This is a genomic window from Pseudomonas sp. (assembly GCF_049590575.1).
Classification (GTDB): domain Bacteria; phylum Pseudomonadota; class Gammaproteobacteria; order Pseudomonadales; family Pseudomonadaceae; genus Aquipseudomonas.
Window position 1 is genome coordinate 50,187 of sequence record NZ_JBAWDE010000397.1, and the last position, 17,922, is coordinate 68,108.

Annotated in this window: 16 protein-coding genes; 7 read left to right on the forward strand and 9 right to left on the reverse strand. The window is 60.0% G+C overall.

The window, feature by feature from the left end; all coding sequences use genetic code 11:
* Window positions 1-24: 24 nt before the first annotated feature.
* The 5 genes from WBR57_RS27855 to WBR57_RS27875 all read left to right on the forward strand — a co-directional run bounded on the left by WBR57_RS27855 (window position 25) and on the right by WBR57_RS27875 (window position 5,029).
* Window positions 25-1,248: a CaiB/BaiF CoA transferase family protein gene (locus WBR57_RS27855; RefSeq protein ID WP_122540718.1), complete on the forward strand. Its 1,224-nt coding sequence runs from the start codon at window positions 25-27 to the stop codon at window positions 1,246-1,248.
* A 26-nt stretch (window positions 1,249-1,274) separates the two neighbouring features.
* On the forward strand, window positions 1,275-2,039 hold the full coding sequence (locus WBR57_RS27860) for an enoyl-CoA hydratase (RefSeq protein ID WP_122540717.1): 765 nt from the start codon (window positions 1,275-1,277) through the stop codon (window positions 2,037-2,039).
* Window positions 2,040-2,068: 29 nt separating this feature from the next.
* On the forward strand, window positions 2,069-4,195 hold the full coding sequence (locus WBR57_RS27865) for a 3-hydroxyacyl-CoA dehydrogenase NAD-binding domain-containing protein (protein ID WP_240999406.1): 2,127 nt from the start codon (window positions 2,069-2,071) through the stop codon (window positions 4,193-4,195).
* An 86-nt stretch (window positions 4,196-4,281) separates the two neighbouring features.
* On the forward strand, window positions 4,282-4,557 hold the full coding sequence (locus tag WBR57_RS27870) for a carbohydrate porin (RefSeq protein ID WP_424088470.1): 276 nt from the start codon (window positions 4,282-4,284) through the stop codon (window positions 4,555-4,557).
* A 223-nt stretch (window positions 4,558-4,780) separates the two neighbouring features.
* The gene (locus WBR57_RS27875; RefSeq protein ID WP_122540715.1) at window positions 4,781-5,029 is read left to right on the forward strand and encodes a LysR substrate-binding domain-containing protein; all 249 of its coding nucleotides are present in this window, start codon (window positions 4,781-4,783) and stop codon (window positions 5,027-5,029) included.
* Here the strand turns inward: WBR57_RS27875 and WBR57_RS27880 are convergent.
* Window positions 5,007-5,516: an SRPBCC domain-containing protein gene (locus tag WBR57_RS27880; RefSeq protein ID WP_122540714.1), complete on the reverse strand. Its 510-nt coding sequence runs from the start codon at window positions 5,514-5,516 to the stop codon at window positions 5,007-5,009. The two genes, WBR57_RS27875 and WBR57_RS27880, sit on opposite strands and share 23 nt — an antisense overlap.
* Window positions 5,517-5,601: 85 nt before the next feature.
* On the opposite strand from WBR57_RS27880, the gene WBR57_RS27885 reads away from it, so the two are divergent.
* Window positions 5,602-6,510, forward strand: coding sequence for a LysR family transcriptional regulator (locus WBR57_RS27885; protein WP_122488511.1), 909 nt, complete (start codon window positions 5,602-5,604; stop codon window positions 6,508-6,510).
* Window positions 6,511-6,516: 6 nt separating this feature from the next.
* Here the strand turns inward: WBR57_RS27885 and lhgO are convergent, their stop codons facing one another.
* The 8 genes from lhgO to WBR57_RS27925 all read right to left on the reverse strand — a co-directional run bounded on the left by lhgO (window position 6,517) and on the right by WBR57_RS27925 (window position 16,792).
* The gene (gene lhgO, locus WBR57_RS27890) at window positions 6,517-7,713 is read right to left on the reverse strand and encodes an L-2-hydroxyglutarate oxidase (protein ID WP_122513709.1); all 1,197 of its coding nucleotides are present in this window, start codon (window positions 7,711-7,713) and stop codon (window positions 6,517-6,519) included.
* 60 nt (window positions 7,714-7,773) lie between these two features.
* Window positions 7,774-8,760: a glutarate dioxygenase GlaH gene (glaH, locus tag WBR57_RS27895; protein WP_122488509.1), complete on the reverse strand. Its 987-nt coding sequence runs from the start codon at window positions 8,758-8,760 to the stop codon at window positions 7,774-7,776.
* A gap of 80 nt (window positions 8,761-8,840) precedes the next feature.
* The gene (locus WBR57_RS27900) at window positions 8,841-10,166 is read right to left on the reverse strand and encodes an OprD family porin (protein ID WP_122539295.1); all 1,326 of its coding nucleotides are present in this window, start codon (window positions 10,164-10,166) and stop codon (window positions 8,841-8,843) included.
* A 93-nt stretch (window positions 10,167-10,259) separates the two neighbouring features.
* The gene (locus WBR57_RS27905) at window positions 10,260-11,462 is read right to left on the reverse strand and encodes a 3-oxoadipyl-CoA thiolase (protein WP_122539294.1); all 1,203 of its coding nucleotides are present in this window, start codon (window positions 11,460-11,462) and stop codon (window positions 10,260-10,262) included.
* 18 nt (window positions 11,463-11,480) lie between these two features.
* On the reverse strand, window positions 11,481-13,028 hold the full coding sequence (locus WBR57_RS27910) for a 3-hydroxyacyl-CoA dehydrogenase (protein WP_122539293.1): 1,548 nt from the start codon (window positions 13,026-13,028) through the stop codon (window positions 11,481-11,483).
* Window positions 13,025-13,819, reverse strand: a complete 795-nt coding sequence (locus WBR57_RS27915) for an enoyl-CoA hydratase (RefSeq protein ID WP_122513707.1) — start codon at window positions 13,817-13,819, stop codon at window positions 13,025-13,027. Before WBR57_RS27915 ends, WBR57_RS27910 begins: the two co-directional genes overlap by 4 nt.
* Window positions 13,820-13,851: 32 nt before the next feature.
* The gene (locus WBR57_RS27920; RefSeq protein ID WP_122539292.1) at window positions 13,852-15,039 is read right to left on the reverse strand and encodes a CaiB/BaiF CoA transferase family protein; all 1,188 of its coding nucleotides are present in this window, start codon (window positions 15,037-15,039) and stop codon (window positions 13,852-13,854) included.
* A 31-nt stretch (window positions 15,040-15,070) separates the two neighbouring features.
* Window positions 15,071-16,792, reverse strand: coding sequence for an acyl-CoA dehydrogenase family protein (locus WBR57_RS27925; RefSeq protein ID WP_122539291.1), 1,722 nt, complete (start codon window positions 16,790-16,792; stop codon window positions 15,071-15,073).
* A 111-nt stretch (window positions 16,793-16,903) separates the two neighbouring features.
* On the opposite strand from WBR57_RS27925, the gene WBR57_RS27930 reads away from it, so the two are divergent.
* Window positions 16,904-17,836 (forward strand): LysR substrate-binding domain-containing protein, encoded by a 933-nt coding sequence (locus WBR57_RS27930; RefSeq protein WP_122539290.1) that lies wholly within the window; start codon window positions 16,904-16,906, stop codon window positions 17,834-17,836.
* The last annotated feature ends 86 nt before the right edge of the window (window positions 17,837-17,922 follow it).

Consider the following 17,922-nt stretch of genomic DNA (forward strand, 5'->3'; position numbering starts at 1 on the left):
CGATTTAGAAATAGTGAGGTTTACATGTTGAACGCTGCATTGGAAGGCATTCGAATTCTTGACCTGTCGCGCATTCTGGCAGGCCCGTGGTGTACTCAAAACCTCGCGGACCTGGGGGCAGATGTCATCAAGGTGGAAAATCCCAAAGGCGGAGATGATACCCGAAGTTGGGGCCCCCATTATCTGGAGATACCCGACACCGAAGAACGCCTATCTGCTTATTTCATGAGTTGCAACCGCGGTAAGCGCTCGGTCGCCATCGACTTTGCCTCCCCCAAGGGGGCCGACCTGGTAAGGGCTCTAGCGAAACGGGCAGATGTTGTGATAGAGAACTTCAAAAGTGGCTCTCTGGCCAAGTACGGCCTTGATTACACCAGCCTATCAGCCATCAACCCCAATCTGGTGTACATGTCGATTACGGGCTTCGGCCAGAGCGGGCCGAAATCCGGATTACCTGGCTACGACTACGTATTCCAGGGCTTTGGCGGCCTGATGAGCTATACCGGCTATCCCGATGACGAGCCCGGCGCCGGTCCATTGCGAGTCGGCGCCTCGATCATCGACCTGAGTACCGGCATGTACGGCACTGTGGCCATTCTTGCAGCGCTACTGGAGCGCAAGTCTTCTGGCAAAGGCCAGTACATCGACCTTGCCCTGTCGGACGTCGCCGTGGCCATCAACGCCAATCATAATCTCGGCTATCTGGTTTCCGGCCAGGTCCCCCAGCGACTGGGCAATACCCACGCGAACCTGGCGCCCTATGAAATCTTCGCGTGTGCGGACGGACACCTGATTCTGGCGATCGGCAACGACCAGCAATTCAGCCGATTCTGTGTACTGGCAGAAGCAGCGGAGCTGGCCACCGATGTGCGTTTCATTACCAATGAACAGCGCCTCAGGCATATGAAAGCGCTTCGCATAGAAGTCGCCGCCTTGCTGATTGCCAAGACACGCAACGCTTGGAAGGCACTATTCGACACGGCCAATATCCCCTGGGGACCGATCAACACGTTGGACCAGGTGTTCGATGATGAACAAACCCTTTATCGGCAGGTTCAACAGCGCCTGGCGCACCCTCGCGCCGGCAGCGTTCCCACCGTGCGCAATCCAGTGGCGCTTGGTGATATCTCCGGTACCAAGGCACCTCCGATGCTGGGCGAACACACCAGCGCAGTGCTGGCTGAACTAGAGCTAAACGAGGGTGAGATTGCCCAACTCAAAGCGAACCATATCGTCGGTGGATGCTGATGGCTTCAATTCCCACAGGTGCATTTATGAGTCCCCATACCCATCTATTGATTGACTCTCGTGGTGTGGCGCAGCTCACCCTTATCAATGCGGGCAGCCTGAACATTTTAGGCACGACGGTCATCAACGACCTGAAGTGCGCAGTGCAGTCATTATCGGAAAACCCACAGGTACGCGTGGTGATCTTTCGCACTTCAGGCAGCAAGGCGTTTATCGGAGGCGCAGACCTCAAGGAGATGAAAGGTCTGCAGCGGGCTCAAGCCGAAGGTTTCATTTCGGGCCTGCGCGACTTGTGTGAGGCGCTTCGACAATGCAGGGCGACAGTGGTGGCCCAGATGCAAGGATGGTGCCTGGGTGGAGGCCTGGAAGTCGCCGCGGCCTGTGATCTCAGGGTGGCCAGCAGCCAGGCGCATTTTGCTATGCCGGAAGTCAGGATGGGGATTCCGTCGGTCATTCATGCAGCGCTGCTCCCCGCTCTGATTGGCAGCGGTAGGGCACGCTGGCTCATGCTCACAGGGGACGCGATCGACGCGCAAACGGCGCTCGACTGGGGCTTGGTCAACACAGTCGCCGAGGACGAACACCTGGAGCAGAAAACCGAACGGATGGTGCAGAGTTTGCTCGCCAGCGAACCCCACGCCCTTGTACAGCAAAAACGCCTGCTCAACGCCTGGGAACAAGTGGCCATGGGCAACTCCATCCCTGCCAGCATCGAAGCATTTGGCGCCGCCTTCGACACAGGTGAACCGGCCCGTGCCATGCATGCGTTTTTCGCACGGCCCCGCGCCTGATTTATACGCCCTCCATGGGAGAAAGAGCCTTGTCCATACCTGACGTTATCCATCACAGCGTGCACCGCTCCATACTACTGCTCACTCTTGATCATCCACCAGTCAATGCCATCAATGCCCGGATGCGCAGCGCACTGATGGCCGCTTTGCATGAGGCGCAGGCTGATCCGACGATCAAGGCCGTACTGATTACAGGCCAAGGGCGCAACTTTATCGCCGGTGCCGATATCCGCGAGTTCGGCCTCCCGCCGCAGGCACCGTCCCTGCCGGATGTCTGCGCGCAAATTGAGGCATGCGCGAAAATGGTGGTCGTCATCCTTCACGGCGCGACCTTGGGCGGCGGTCTGGAACTTGCCCTGTCGGCGCATTATCGGTTAGCCATCCCTGACACTCAGTTGGGGTTTCCCGAAGTCAAGCTGGGCCTTCTCCCAGGCGCTGGCGGCACACAGCGACTGCCGCGATTGGTAGGCGTGCAGGCTGCGCTTTCATTGATGCTCGACGGTCACTCGATAACGGCTGCCGAGGCGCTGGCGATTGGCTTGATCGACCATATGGTCGAAAGTGGGGACTTGCTAGAGCAAGGCCTGCTGTATACGGAACAGTTGCTTAAGCGCGGCGCAGCACTAAGACGCGCGCGGGATACATGCGTCTTGAAGGACACCAAGGCGTGCCAAAAAGCCATCGACTTGGCCAATGTGGAACTGTCCGAGGAGCGGCACACAAAAGGGTTATTTTCTCCGGCAAAAATAATCCAAGCGGTCGAGGCCGCGGTGCACCAACCTTTCGACGAGGGGCTGGCCCTGGAGCGCGCATTGTTTTTGCAATGCATGAACAGCCCGCAACGCGCCGGGTTGGTTCACGCTTTTATGGCTGAACGAGAGGTGAGTAAGGTGCCCGGGTTGTCCTTGACTCGGCAAAGGCCGGTATCCAGCGTCGGGGTCGTCGGAGGTGGAACCATGGGCGCCGGCATCGCGCTGGCAGCTCTTAATGCCGGTATACCTGTGATGATGATTGAACGTGATGAACAGTCTCTGGCACGTGGGCGAGCGCATATTGAGAACATTTACGACGATAACCTGCGCAAAGGCCGAATCAGCGCCGAGGAACACACCCGGCGCTTGTCGCTCTGGCAAGGCAGTACTCATTATGGCGCGCTGTCCGATGTCGATATGGTGATAGAGGCCGTTTTTGAAGACATGCAGGTCAAAAAAGCGGTGTTTTCGGAGCTGGATCGCGTGTGTAAACCGGGCGCGGTGCTCGCGACCAACACCTCTTATCTGGATATCGACGAGATTGCTCGCAGCACCTCAAGACCAGAGGACGTGCTCGGACTGCATTTCTTTTCACCCGCACATCTGATGAAGTTACTGGAAGTTGTGGTGCCCCCCAAGGCCAGTCCTGAGGTATTGGCGACTGCCTTCGCCTTCGCCAAGCGCTTAGACAAGGTGGCGGTATGGGCAGGTGTCTGTGACGGTTTTATCGGCAACAGAATACTGGCGACCTGTCGCGCCGCCGCAGACCTCATGATGCAGGATGGTGCATCACCTTATGACATTGACGCGGCCGTTCAGGGTTTCGGTTTTGCAATGGGTCCCTACCAAGTCATGGACCTTGCTGGAGGAGATATCGCTTGGGCCGCACGCAAGCGTCGGGCAGCTTTACGTGACCCGCTCGTCCGTTATGTACATATACCTGATGTACTTTGCGGGCTTGGCTGGTTTGGTCGAAAGACCGGCCGTGGCTATTATACTTATGGCGACAACGCCCGTATCGGCCAGCCAGCCCCTCAAGTACTGGCATTGATCGAGGAAGAACGCGAACGGGCCGGCACCCGGCGAAGGGCCTTTTCTGCCGAGCAGATTATTCGTCGTTATATGGCTGCGATGATCAATGAAGGTGCTAATGTAATTGCCGATGGCATCGCCTTACGCCCTCTGGATGTAGACGTTACGTTGATCGCTGGATACAGCTTCCCACGGTACCGCGGCGGCCCCATGCATTATGCCGACCGTATAGGACTGACACGGATTCTTGCCGATATCCAGGGGTTTGCCGCAGAAGATCCGCACTTCTGGAAACCTAGCGCACTGTTAATCGACCTTGTAAGGCGAGGGGCCGATTTTGCCAGCCTTAATCATGTGGATCGTGCCAGGTAGGCATGCCCGGATGCCTGCACCATCGCCCCTGATCGGAAAGGCCGGGGCGTTCGGCTGAACGTGTCTGATGGGTCATTGAATACGCTGTGCCTCTTCATTCAGAGCGCCTGATCTCGCTCCATGAAAAATCAGTGCCTTACAAAGGCCCGCTCGATGCGCGCCTCAAGGACACACTCGGTTTCGGAATAGCACGCGTGGACGGCAGCTCGCACCTGCTGCGCTATGCTCGAACGGCCAATGAGACGAGCGGATTGGCCTATGACAACGCGGGCTACGTGCAGGAGCAACTCAGCATGTACGTCGCCGAACACAACTACCGCGTGCAAGCGACGCGCTGGTTGAGTGCGATGCCGAGACTGTAATCCATCGGGCATTCGGATGGCCGCGGCAAGTGTCAAATCCGCTGGTATTTGCCATGCAGGTACAAACGTTTGTCTAAACTTGAACAGGACGCCGCCAACCGCGCCCTGGCGATCAGGTGAAGTCGGCAGCCGCCTAGTCGTGGCTTTGCCCGGCCCGTGGATTCCACTGAAAACCCGCTCAAGCAAAAACCCTGGTTTGAGGCGATGATCGTCGACACACACACTGCGTTTCGACCAGCCCGAACTCGCCATCGATGCGGCGCGGCGGGGTCAGGGAGTGGTGCTGACCAGTCCCTGGCTGGTCGAAGAGGCCGTGGAGCAAGGGCAACTAGAGCAGGTGTTCGAAGCAACCCTGTCCGTCGGCAAGGGTTACTATCTGGTTCATCGCGCTAGCGCGCCCTTGCGTGCACCCGTCGAGCAACTCCGGCAGTGGTTATTGCAATCGGCACTTAGTTGCTCGCCTCACGTGTAGCCCGGACCAACCCATCCAACCAGTCCTGATGGCCATTGATCATCGGGTTGGGCCGAGCCAGGGCCAGTTCTACTGCCGGCTTACCCTTCTGGGTTTCCTGGGTGAGGATGCGCACGCGTCCCTGCGACAGGTCCTCGATCAGCCACGCATGGTGCACATCGAGGCGGGTATCACCCTCGCCCGCCCAACCGTGCCAGGCAATCCGAGCCGGTTGGCCATCAGCCGGCGGTACAAACTCAGTGCACTGCGCTTCGACCGGGAACCCGAAGGTCTCAAAGTAGAAGCGCATACCGTCTTGCAACTCAGGACCCGGGCCGTCATGCAGGCGCACATTCGCCGAGTTGGCGTAGTAGCTCGGCCATTGCGACGCATGGCTCAACAACGGCCAGATATCCGCGGCGGCGAGGCCGGCGACGATGATTTCATTGGAGACAAAATTCTCGGTGAAGCCTGGCAGGTAGCCTTGCGGCCAGATGATCTCGTTCATGCTCAGCACTCAGTGGTAATGGACTGGCGCCATGGTCGGTGCTAGCGTGAAATAACACCAATCGTCATCTTTTATGCAGAGCATCATGAATCCTGATATCAGGCACCTCGACCTCAACCTGCTCAAAGCCCTCGATGCCTTGCTGGATGAGCGCAGCGTCACCCGCGCCGCCGAGCGCTTGTCGCTGACCCAGCCCGCGGTCAGCGGCATGCTCACTCGTTTGCGCGACAGTTTCGGCGACCCATTGTTCGTGCGTGCGCAACGCGGCATGGTGCCGACCCTGCGGGCGGAACAACTGGCTGGGCCGGTCAAGCAGTTGCTCGGTAGCGTCGAGCAGATGCTGCAACCCCAGGCATTTGACCCGCTCACGGCGACGATGACGGTTGCGCTGGCGTCCACCGACTACGCGTTGCGGGCGATGGTGGTGCCTTTCCTGAGCGCCCTGCGCGTACAGGCGCCGAATATCCGCATCGCCGTGCAACCCGTCGACCCGCAACAGCTGCCTGGCCAGTTGGACAGTGGGGCCATCGACTTGGCGCTGGTGACACCCGACAGCACCCCGCCCGGCCTGCATTCGGCGGCGCTGTTCGATGAGCGTTATGTGTGTGTGATGCGCGCCGATCACCCTGAGTTACGGCATGAGGTACTGACCCTGGAGCGCTTTTGTGCGCTGGATCATGCGCTGGTCTCCCCCGCCGGTGGCGCCTTCGAAGGGGTAACCGATCACGCGCTCGCCCGTATCGGCCGATCACGGCGCGTGACGGTTTCGGTGACCAGCTTCCTGGTGCTACCGGAGATCCTGCACACCAGCGACCTGATCGCCGTGGTACCCCGGCGCCTGGCGTTGCACGCCGATGGGCTGGTGTTGCGTGAACCACCGCTGGACATTCCAGGTTTCAGCAAGACCGTGGCATGGCATGAGCGCACCCATCACGACCCCGCTCACACTTGGTTACGCAGCCTGTTGGTGGACACCTGCCTGGCACTCGACTGAACGCCTTCAAGCGCTAAGCTGCGCCTTGACCTTGCTGACGATAAACGCCCCGATAGGAATTGCCGACGTAGCCGCCGGCGACGGCGCGTTACACACGTTCACGCTCAGTTTAGTGTTCACAAACAGGAAGTCGTCAATCAACTTGCCGTTGTTCGACACAGCCTGGGCGCGGACACCAGCAGGATAGGGTTTCAAATCATCCTGGCTGATAGAAGGGCAGTATTTTTGCACCTGCTTGAGATAGCTGCGCTTGAAGATCGAGTTTCTCATCTCAATCAACCCAGGCTTGAAGTTGGCCTTGAGCACTTTCAACACACCGGGCGAGGTGAATATCTCGAACATGTCCACCAGGGAGAAATCGGTTTTTTTGTAGCCTTCCCTTTTCAGCGCCAATACGGCATTGGGGCCGACCGTTACCGTGCCATCGATCATGCGGGTCAGGTGTACGCCCAGAAAGGGCATGGAGGGATCGGGAATAGGGTAAATCAGGTGATTGACGATCTGATTGTGCACATGGGGTAGCAAGTAATACTCGCCTCGGAACGGGCAAATCTGGAACTCAGGCTCCATGCCCAGCATCCGCACTACACGATCAGCCATCAGCCCGGAACAGGAAATCAGAAACCGGCCCTGATAAATCCCGGACGTGGTGGTGACTACCACCTCCTCCGCGCGCTCGTCGAGCGCGGTGACCTCGCTGTTGTAGCGGATGACGCCGCCTTTGCGGGTGAACTCCGTGGCCATTTGCCGGGTAACTTCGGCGTAATTGACGATGCCGCTGGAGGGCACATAGATGCCGCCGAGGCCGATAATGTTAGGCTCCCTTTCCCGTAGCGCCTGCGCGCTGAGCCATTCACGCTCCAGGCCATTGGCCGCCGTGCGGTCCCACAACGCCTGCATTCGCTGCATCTCGACGTCATTGGTGGCCACCAGCAGCTTGCCGCAGGTGTCGTAACGAATGCCGTGCTCATCACAGAACGCTTTGGTCGCCCGGTTGCCCTCCAGGCAGAACTTTGCCTTGAGGCTGCCGGGGGTGTAGTAGACCCCGGCGTGAATCACACCGCTGTTATGCCCGGTCTGATGACGGGCCGCGCCTGATTCCTTTTCCAACAGCAGAACCTGCGCATCCGGGTATTCACCCACCAATTGCATGGCGGTGGACATGCCGATGATGCCGCCGCCGATGATCACAAAGTCGTACACCTGTATTCCCTCTCTACCTACGTCGGGGGTAAACGGGGGCGCCTGCGCCCCCGCGCCGGTTCAGTTGGCGCTTTGCCCGTGCTGATGCGCCAGCTTGGGATAGCTGATGTAACCACGTTGACGCATCAACTCACGACGCAGACCCGGGTGCGCAGTGAAGCGATCACGGCCGTGCAGCCAGAACAGGTTGTTGATCAGCAGGAATGAACCAACAGCGACTGGCACAGACAGCTTGGCATCGCTGTTTTCCAGTGACTCGCCAAGCGCGTACAACCAGGTGCCCTCTTCGAAATTTTCTGGCTGCACGAATTGGTCGATATAACGCATGGTCGGCCGGCCGACTTCATCGGTGTCGAAGATGGCATGGAACACATCCTCCTTGACGTTTTTGCTCGGCGGCGCCGTCCAGCGCAGGGGACGACGCGCCAGCGGATGCCTGTAGAACGTGTCCAGGTCCGCCCAGTCATCCAGGTGCAGGATCAGCGAGTTGCCGCCTTCCATGTTCTGCTCGTCGATCTTCATCATCAGCACGTAGTCGGTAATCTGATTCACGAAGGTGCCGTCGTTGTGCAACTCCATTACACGGTGCGGAGCACGCAAATAGCTGTCCGAGGTGTCGACGTTTTCCACCACGAACCGCGCATAGAACTGACCACTCATGGCATCGAAATTCGAACGCCCGAGCAAGTGCGCCACGGCGGTGGAAAACTTGACCATGTCGTCTGCCTGGGACACGTTATCCAGGCCTTGGGGAACGATCAGCAGGCCCCCGGTTGCTCGGTCCATCACCGTATTCACCAGCACTGGGCGCAGGGTACCGCCGCAGAGCTCATCAAGGAGCTGGCCAAACTGGAATCGCAGGAAAGACTTGTACTCCAGCGCCTGCACCGGCAGTTGAGCTACAGCGCTCAAAAACGCACTGACCGTCGATTGCGCAAACGTTAGTTCAAGCAGGCGTGGAGACTGGGCCGAAGGCATGATTGAAAAGCCCTGGAAGGCTGCTGGTGGCTGCATGACCGCAACGTCGAGCGGGGCGAAGGCATTCATTGCTACATCCTCTTTTTTGTCGAGTAAAGAGGCGCACGACACAGCGTCGTGCGCCCGGTGAAAATTACTGAATCGACACCTCAGAACAGCGCGACGGTGTAGCTCACTGTCATACGGGTCTGGTCCTGATTGGCATCCGCCTCGGAGTGCAACACGCCTGAGCGCAAGGCGAACCCAAGGCCTTTGAAGGTGCCGTCCTGGATCACATAATCGAGTGCCAGATCGCGCTCCCATTCCTGTTGATCGCGGCCGGTGGTGGTCTTGATGTTGTCGCCCTTGAGGTAGACCACCGAGGCGCGCAGGCCTGGGAGACCAGCGCCGGCAAAGTCGTAGGCATATTGGGCAAACCAGGTCTGTTCACCGGCGCGGTTGAAGCTGGTGATCATGCGATCGGTGAACAAGTAGAGGGATGTGCCGGTCGCGCCTTTGTCCGGTAGCGAGCCCTGGTTGAGTTGGACGAAGTTGCTGGCGTCCGAAATGCTCTGGTAGCCGCCCGTCAATGCGTGGCCGCCGAGGCTGTAGGTAAAGATCGCGCTCCAGGTGCGGTTGTCGATCTCCCCCGCGGCATCGTCGCTGTAGCCACTGGTGCGATAACCGGCACTACGCCCTGCCGAGCGGCCATTGGCACCACTGGAACCGGTGTCGAAGTAGCGCAGGTCGGTCTTCAACGACTGCCCTTCACCCAATCCCAGCACGTGCTGCAGGCCATAAAATTGCTGCGTGTAATAGTCTTCGAGGTTGGCCACGTAGTACTGCAACGTCAGGTCTTTGTTGACCTTGAAATCCCCGCCGGCAAACACGAATGAATTGCTCTGGCGGGTACCACCGGCGACGGCCAGCCCGGTGCTGTCCGTGGAGCCGCGTCCGGTCGCGTGTTCCAAACGACCCGCCGTCAGGCTTAGGTTGTCGATTTCTGTGCTGGAGATCTGGGCGCCTTCAAAGGTCTGCGGCAGTAGGCGGCCGTCATTGGCTTGCAGGATCGGCAACTTGGGCATCAGCGTGCCGTAGCGCAGTTCGGTTTGGCTCAGGCGCATCTTGGCGGTCAGGCCGAGGCGACTCCATTCGTCAGCGGTGTGGTCCCCTGCGGATGGAATCATCGAACTGCCGCGATGCCGCCCTTGCCCGCTGTCCAGCGTCACGCCGAGCAAGCCCATGGCGTCGAGGCCAAATCCAAGGGGGCCATTGGTAAACCCCGAGGAGTAATTGAGCATGAAACCTTGTGCCCACTCCGCGGTTTTACTCTGCCCGGCCGGCCCCGCACGGTCGCGGTAATCGTTGTTGAAATAGTAATTGCGCAGGCCAAGCGTGGCTTTGCTGTCGCCGACAAAGTCCGCTGACGCAGGCTGACCGAAGAACAGCAGGCAAGCGCCGGCGCTCAAGCCCGTGAGGGCCAGGGATGTTTTCATGGGAAGTATGTCCAGTGAGATTATTGTTGTTATGGATGACATTCATCGAGGAGCAGCCTGTGGGCCGCCCTTCAACACCCCGTCATGCAAGGGTCAAACGCGCTCGATCACCATTGCGACGCCCTGCCCAACCCCCACACACAGGCTGACCACGGCGTAGCGCTGCTGGTTACGTTGCAATGTGCGACAGGCACTCAGCACCAACCGGGCGCCCGAGGCGCCTAATGGATGCCCGATAGCAATCGCGCCGCCCAAGGGGTTGACGCGGCGGTCGTCAAAACCAAGTTCCAGCGCCTTGAGGCAGGACAACACCTGCGGCGCGAATGCCTCGTTGATCTCGATCAGATCCACCTGTGCCAGGCTGATACCGGCACGCTGCAACGCCACGTGAATTGCCTGGTGCGGGCCGATGCCCATGATGCGCGGCTCCACGCCGACCACTGCCGAAGACAGGATTCGCGCCATGGGCGCAACGTCGTGGGCCTGGCCAATGGCTCGATTACCCAACAGCAAGACCGCGGCGCCATCGTTGATGCCCGACGCGTTGCCGGCGGTTACGACGCCACCGGGGAACAGCGGGTTGAGCCGCGACAACGCGGCAAAATCGGACTGTGGCCGTGGATGTTCGTCAACGCTGATCATTTGGGTTTGCCCCTTGCGCCCAGTGGGCACCTCCACCGGCAGGATCTCATCGGCCAGCCAGCCCGACTGCAACGCGTGGGCATAACGTACCTGCGACGCGGCAGCAAAGTGATCGGCCTCATAGCGGGTGATGCCATACATCAGGGCGACGTTGTCACCGGTCTGCGGCATGCTGTCGTTGCCATACCGCTGCACCAGTTTCGGGTTGGCAAAACGTGCGCCAATGGTGCTGTCCGCCAGTTCCTGGGTGCGACTGAACGCACTCTCGGCCTTGGCGAGCACCAGCGGCGCACGCGACATGCTTTCGACACCGCCAGCCAGATACAGCTGCCCTTCACCACAGGTAATGGCCCGCGCCGCATCGATAACCGCGGACAATCCACTGCCACACAAGCGGTTGACGGTCTGGCCTGGCACACACCACGGCAGGCCGGCGCTGAGCAAGGCGTTGCGCGCCAGGTTACGGCTGTCCTCGCCGGCCTGGTTGGTGCAACCGAGGATCACATCCTCCACGGCGTGTTCCGGCAGACCAGAGGTCTGCATCAGGCGCGCCAGCAGGTTACCGACCAGGTCATCCGGCCGCATGCCCGAGAGGCTCCCGCCGTGACGGCCAAAGGGGGTGCGCAAACCGCTGTAGATATAGGCATCAAGCATGGCAAGTTTCTCGCTTAATCAAAGTGGCTCGGCAGCTGCCGGCATGGGGTTTTCGGCACTGCACAGGGCGATTCCCAGGCGTGCCCGGCGGCGTAACCAGTTGCTGGGGCGGTAACGCGGGTCGCCCGTGAGGGTGTGCATACGCTCCAGAATCAGCAGCAGTCGCCCCGCGCCGAGGCGGTCCCCCCACGCCAGCGGCCCGTGGGGGTAGCCGAGGCCCAAGCGCACCGCCATGTCGATATCCTCGACGCTGGCGATGCCCTGTTGAGCGATGTCGCAGCCCAGGTTGACGATCGACGCCAGGGTGCGCTGCAGTACAAACCCGCAACTGTCACGCAGCATCACAACTTGACCGCCGCCCCGGCTGAACAGCGCGTGAGCGGCGTCCTGCATATCCGCGCGGGTGGCCGGGTTGACCATCAGGCAGCGCAATGTGCCCAGCTCCAGAACGGTATCGATCGCCACGCTGCGGCTGGGGTCGACACCATGGCGCACGGCCGACTCGCTGGCGTCGTCACCCAAGGGCGCCAACAGGCACAACGCGCCGGGCGATGGGTGCGGCCCCGTCTCCACCTGCACGCCCAATTGCTCCAGCAGCGCCAGCACACGGGCCTTGCCGAGATCATCGTCCGCAGCCACCCACACCGAGGGTAGTTGCGGAAACAGCGGCACGGGCTGGGTCGCCGAGGGCGCGCCGCCATTGCCGTCGTATCGATAAAAGCCCTGGCCAGTCTTTCTCCCCAAGTGCCCGCCCGCCTGCATCAAGCGCAACAATGGATGGGGGCGGTAGCGTGGTTCTTCATAGAACTGGTGATACACCGACTCCATCACTGGCAAGCTGACATCCAGGCCAATCAGATCCAGCAACTCGAAGGGGCCCATGCGAAACCCCGCGCCGTCACGTAGCACTGTGTCGATCAGCGCGGGTGAAGCCACGCCTTCACTGAGCATACGCAGGGCTTCGGTGCCATAGGCGCGACCGGCATGATTGACGATAAATCCAGGGGAGTCCTTGGAGTTCGCCGGGTAATGGCCGATCGTTTGCACTAACGCTCGCAGTCGCTCAAGGACCTCAGGTTGAGTGGCAATCCCGCCGATCACCTCTACCAGACGCATCAGCGGCACCGGGTTGAAAAAATGCAGGCCGGCCACACGCTCTGGGTGCTTGCATACCGCGGCGAGCGCAGTGATGGACAACGACGACGTATTGCTCGCCAACAGCGTGCTTTCATCGAGCAGTTCGTCGAACTGCCGGAACAGCTGCTGTTTGGCCTCAAGGTTTTCGACAATCGCCTCGATTACCAGCGCGCAGTCATTCAGCGCTTCTAGGCGATCAACCACCTGTACCAGCGCCAGTACATCATCCGCTGCCTGTGCGCCGATGCGGCCCTTGCTCTGCAGCATGGTCAGCGTCGTCGCCAACGCGCTTTGCGCGGCACTCGCTGCACCTGGGCGCACATCAAACAGTGAGACATTCAGGCCGGCCAGCGCCATGACCTGGGCAATGCCCTGCCCCATGGCACCGGCACCGACCACCCCGATTCTCTGAATGGGTGATGTGTTCATAGGCCGAGGTACTCCGGTGTGCGCTTTTGCAAAAACGCCTGCATACCTTCTTTTTGGTCGTGGGAGCCGAACAGCAGTTGAAAGGCTTTGCGCTCCAAAGTCAGTGCCTGCTCCAGCGGAAGATCCATGCCGGCAAGCACCACTTCTTTAATCTGCGCGACGGCGATGGGCGGCATAGCCGCAATGGTCACTGCCATCACCAGGGCTGCGGTGAGGGTCTGCACGTCGGGCGCAACTTCGCTGATCACGCCCATGCGAAGACCTTCATGCGCCGTAAACTGCGCGCCCGTAAACAGCAGGCGCAATGCCTGGAACTTGCCCACGGCACGCAACAGGCGCTGTGTGCCGCCGGCGCCGGGCATGATTCCGACCTTGACTTCGGGCTGACCGAAGCGAGCCGACTCCCCTGCAATGATCACATCACAGTGCATCGCCAACTCACAGCCGCCGCCCAGGGCAAAGCCGTTGACGGCCGCGATCACCGGTTTGCGACACACAGAAATCGCCTGCCAGTGCCGCTCTGCATGTCTGGCATACAGCTCAAGTGCCGTGGCGTCGACCATCTCACCCAGGTCCGCGCCAGCGGCGAACACCGTATCGCTGCCGGTGAGAATAATGACGCGGGTATCAGGGCACCCGTCGAGCCGTCGAAAATGGGTAGCCAGCTCTTCGCGCATCGCCATGTTCAACGCGTTGCGAGCCTTGGGACGGTTGAGGCGCAACAGCGCAACACCCGGCGCGGGTTGTTCGTATAGAACCAAGGGTTCGGGACTATCAGATGCGTGGCTCATAGGGGCTCCGTGGCCAGGTAAATAGACGGCCGTTAACCACGAACGATGCCGGCTGCATAGAGACGCTCGATCTGTTCGGCATTCAGCCCAAGATCCTCAAGCACTGCGCGCGTGTCCTGCCCCAAGGTCGGCGGGGGACTGCGATAGGTCGCGGGCGTACGCGAGAGCTTCACCGGCGAGCCGATGCCACGGTAGTCCCCGATGTCCACCAACAGCCCCCGATGCTGGGTATGGGGATGGGCAACCACTGTGTCGATGGTCGCAATCGCCCCGCACGGCACGCCTGCGCCAATCAGCTGCTGGGCTAGTACCGCGCCGTCATGCGTGGCCATATGTTGTTGCAGCACACGTTTGAGCGCCTCGCGATTGACCGAGCGAGCGCCGTTATTGACGAATCGCGGGTCGTCGAGCATCTCGCCCGCGCCCAACTGCTCACACAACTTGGCGAACTGGCGATCATTGCCAACCGCCAGAAAAATCGGCTCAGTGCCCGTGGTGTAACTGTCGTAAGGCGCAATATTGGGGTGTGCATTGCCGGTACGCTGCGGGGTTTTACCGGCGGCCAGGTAGTTGGGCACATGGGGGTGCAACAGCGACACGCCGCAGTCGTACAGGGTGATGTCGAGGGATTGCCCGAGGCCGCTGCGGTGACGTTCATTCAGTGCCAGCAGCACGCCGGCCAGCGCATTGAGCCCAGTGACCATGTCGACAATCGGCAGGCCGATGCGCAACGCACCGCTGTTGGCTTCGCCGTTGACACTCATCAGGCCGGCCATGGCCTGGATCACCGCATCGTAGCCTGGCAGGCCGCCAAGCGGGCCATCGGCGCCGAACCCGGAGATAGCACAGTGGATCAAGCCTGGGAAACGCTCGCTCAAGACTTCGTTGAAGTCGATACCCCAACGTTTTAGCGTGCCAGGCTTGAAGTTTTCGATCAGAACATCCGCGCCTTCAAGCAGGCCCATCAGCAAATCGATGCCTTCGGGGCGGGAGAGGTCCACGGCGATCCCCTGCTTGTTGCGGTTGACGCCACGGTAGTAGGAGGCGTCGGCGCCTTCGAAAGGAGGCCCCCAGCCGCGCGTTTCGTCGCCGCTCAACGGCTCCAGCTTGATCACATCGGCGCCATGGTCGGCGAGCGCCTGGGAGCAGTAAGGCCCACCCAGCACGCGGCTGAGGTCAATCACTTTCAGGCCGTCGAGGGCCCCTTTGGAAGGGTTCATAAATACACCTGCGATCAATGGATAAACGGATTCAAACCGGCAACAGCTGCATCGCCTCGGCATGGGAAAGCGGGCTTTCGTTGGCCAGGCGGGACAGCAATTGCGCGTCGATCGCAGGTTCAGGGTTCAGCGGGTCGCGGGGCAGAAGCTTGTGTTGCAACAACAAATGGGCCAGGGCCAGGCGGCGACTGTTATCCGGTTGTTGGCTGGCTTCCCACGCCATGAAAATCGCCGTGGCGATGTGGTACAGGGCACTCCCGGCCTGGCGCACTTCTTCATCGCGGCGCTCCACGGCGACTGTCGACAGCCGCGCCACGGTACGGTCCAGCAGGTCGGCGAAACGCTGATGACTGATCGCGGGCAGCGCCGCTTCCGTCAACACGTTCACCAGGTGGTGTTTTAACGGCTCGAGCGCGTGTTCACGGGTGACGGCACGGCCAATGTCCAGGGCCACGATATTGCTGGTGCCTTCCCAAATGGAACCCAAGTGGGCATCGCGTACCAGTCGCGCATCACTCCACTCTTCGATATAGCCAATCCCGCCGCGCACCTCCATGGCGTCACCGGTGACGCGACGGGCATCACGGCAGGCGCGGAATTTAATCAGCGGCGTGAGAATACGCACGCACTTGCGGGCCGCTTCATCGCCCGCATCGGCCTTGGGCAGCAACGTGGCAATTTGCATGAACATCGAACGTGCCTGCTCCGTGGGCAACATCATTTTCAGCAATTGGCGTTGCATCAGCGGCATCTCGATCAAATGCTTGCCGAATGCCCGGCGGTGCCTGGCGATATAGAGCGCCTCGTTGACGCCGCGCCGCATCAAGCCAGCGGCGCGCACACCGTTGGACAGGCGCGACATGTTGACCATGTCGGCCATCTGCTGAAAACCGCGCCCCACTTCGCCGATCAGGTAGGCCGTGGCGCCTTCCAGGGTAATTTCACCGCTGGCCATCGAGCGTGTGCCGAGCTTGTCTTTCAGACGCTGAATTCGGTAGGCGTTGCGCGAACCATCCGGACGCAGCTTCGGCAACAAAAACAGGCTCACACCGGACATGCCGTCCGGTGCGTCATCCGGGCGTGCCAGGACCATTGCCAGGTCGGCATCCGGGTTGGAACAGAACCACTTTTCACCGCTCAACTGCCATTCGCCGTCATTGAAGATGGCGCGGGTTTGGGTGCGCGATACATCCGAGCCGGCGGCCTGTTCAGTCATGAACATGGCGCCCTGGAACAGGGTGTCGAAGTCCTGAGAGACCAGGGACGGCAGGTAGCGCGCCACCAGTTCCGGCGCGCCGAACTTGCGCAAGGTGCGCGTCAGGGAGTCAGTCATGCTGACGGGGCAGCAAAGACCAAACTCGGCCTGCACAAACAGATACGTGAGGGCATATTTAACCAGCGGCAGCGTCCCGTCATCGCGGTGACTCATGGCCGCCAGCCCCAGTTCGGCATACGCGACGCGTTCCAATTCGACAAAATCCGGGTGCTTCTGGATGCTCTGGATATCTTCACCACGGCGGGTGCGCGGCAACAGTTTGGGCGGGTTCTTGTCGGCCGACAGGGCCAGCACATCCAATTCATTACCGGCGCGTGCACCTAGCTGCTGCCAGGTCGGCAACCAGTGGTTGTAGAGATCGCAGGGCAAGTAAACCTTGAGCAGCGCGGCAAGACCAGCGTCACACTCGAACAGGTTAAGGCCACGACTATCAGGAATATTCAAGGGGTCGTGGAGCGCTTCGGACAGGGCATTCATGGTGACTCTCCTGGTTCTTGTGAACTCAGAGTAGGGTCAGCATCGATAAGTATCTAATACAAAATAAATCACCTACGATAACGAAAAACTATCGTAACCCGAGGGCGTGCCATGGATCTCAAACAGCTGCGTTATTTTGTTGCCGTTGCCGAAGAGCTGCACTTTGGACGCGCCGCTACACGGCTGTTCATCTCCCAACCCGCCCTGAGTTTTGATATCAAAAAGCTTGAAAGCCAGTTGGATATTCAACTGCTGAACCGTAACAACAAGTCGGTAAGCCTGACTAATGCCGGCCAGGTCCTGCTGGATGAGGCGCGTTATCTGTTGCTGCGTGCCGAACAAGCCAAGCGCCTGACCCTGCGTTCGGCCCAGGGCTTTGCAGGGCGCCTGAGTGTGGGCTTCGTCAACTCCGTGCTGTATCGAGGTTTACCCCAGGCAGTAAAAACCTTCGAGCAAGACCATCCCGATACCGAAATCGTGTTGATGGAGATGAACAGTGCAGAACAAGCCCAGGCGCTGCAGCGCGGGCAGATCGATATTGGATTCGTTCACTGGAGCAAATTCCCCGAGAGCATCCGCTGTGAGTTGATCTTGCGTGAGCCGTTTGTGTGTTGTCTGCCTGCGTCCCACCGGCTCGCCGGGCGCGAAAAAATCGACCTGACTGAGTTGGCCGACGATGACTTTATTCTGTTTCCCCGCACCGTCTCGCCGCACTACCACGACTTGATCATCGCGCGCTGCGTGGCAGCTGGCTTCAGCCCACGCATCCGCCATGAAACGCGCCTGTGGCAAACCGTAGCGACCATGGTGGCTTACGGCATGGGCGTGGCGCTCGTGCCCCAGACACTGGCCAAGACCCTGACTGAAGGTGTGCACTATTGCGCGATCAATGGTGATGGAGCGCTATCGGAAATTCATGCGATCCGCCTGGCGGCATTACCATCCGCGGCGGCGCAGAGTTTTCTCGAATTATTCAAGACGCTACAGCCTTCGCAGGCATCCGAAACAGGGATCTACGATACGAAATCCCGTATCAAGCAATAATTATTAATCATTATTTTTATCGTTGGGGCCTGTATAGGCTCTTAGCAATCGGCACCCAGCACTGTCCTGGCGTGCCGTTTCGCTAA

What these genes read in the sequence shown, in the direction of transcription:
- WBR57_RS27855 (WP_122540718.1), top strand. Translation starts at nt 25, where the DNA reads ATGTTGAACGCTGCATTGGAAGGCATTCGAATTCTTGACCTGTCGCGC.
- WBR57_RS27860 (WP_122540717.1), top strand. Translation starts at nt 1,275, where the DNA reads ATGAGTCCCCATACCCATCTATTGATTGACTCTCGTGGTGTGGCGCAG.
- WBR57_RS27880 (WP_122540714.1), bottom strand. Translation starts at nt 5,516, where the DNA reads ATGAACGAGATCATCTGGCCGCAAGGCTACCTGCCAGGCTTCACCGAG.
- WBR57_RS27885 (WP_122488511.1), top strand. Translation starts at nt 5,602, where the DNA reads ATGAATCCTGATATCAGGCACCTCGACCTCAACCTGCTCAAAGCCCTC.
- glaH (WP_122488509.1), bottom strand. Translation starts at nt 8,760, where the DNA reads ATGAATGCCTTCGCCCCGCTCGACGTTGCGGTCATGCAGCCACCAGCA.
- WBR57_RS27900 (WP_122539295.1), bottom strand. Translation starts at nt 10,166, where the DNA reads ATGAAAACATCCCTGGCCCTCACGGGCTTGAGCGCCGGCGCTTGCCTG.
- WBR57_RS27905 (WP_122539294.1), bottom strand. Translation starts at nt 11,462, where the DNA reads ATGCTTGATGCCTATATCTACAGCGGTTTGCGCACCCCCTTTGGCCGT.
- WBR57_RS27910 (WP_122539293.1), bottom strand. Translation starts at nt 13,028, where the DNA reads ATGAACACATCACCCATTCAGAGAATCGGGGTGGTCGGTGCCGGTGCC.
- WBR57_RS27915 (WP_122513707.1), bottom strand. Translation starts at nt 13,819, where the DNA reads ATGAGCCACGCATCTGATAGTCCCGAACCCTTGGTTCTATACGAACAA.
- WBR57_RS27920 (WP_122539292.1), bottom strand. Translation starts at nt 15,039, where the DNA reads ATGAACCCTTCCAAAGGGGCCCTCGACGGCCTGAAAGTGATTGACCTC.
- WBR57_RS27925 (WP_122539291.1), bottom strand. Translation starts at nt 16,792, where the DNA reads ATGAATGCCCTGTCCGAAGCGCTCCACGACCCCTTGAATATTCCTGAT.
- WBR57_RS27930 (WP_122539290.1), top strand. Translation starts at nt 16,904, where the DNA reads ATGGATCTCAAACAGCTGCGTTATTTTGTTGCCGTTGCCGAAGAGCTG.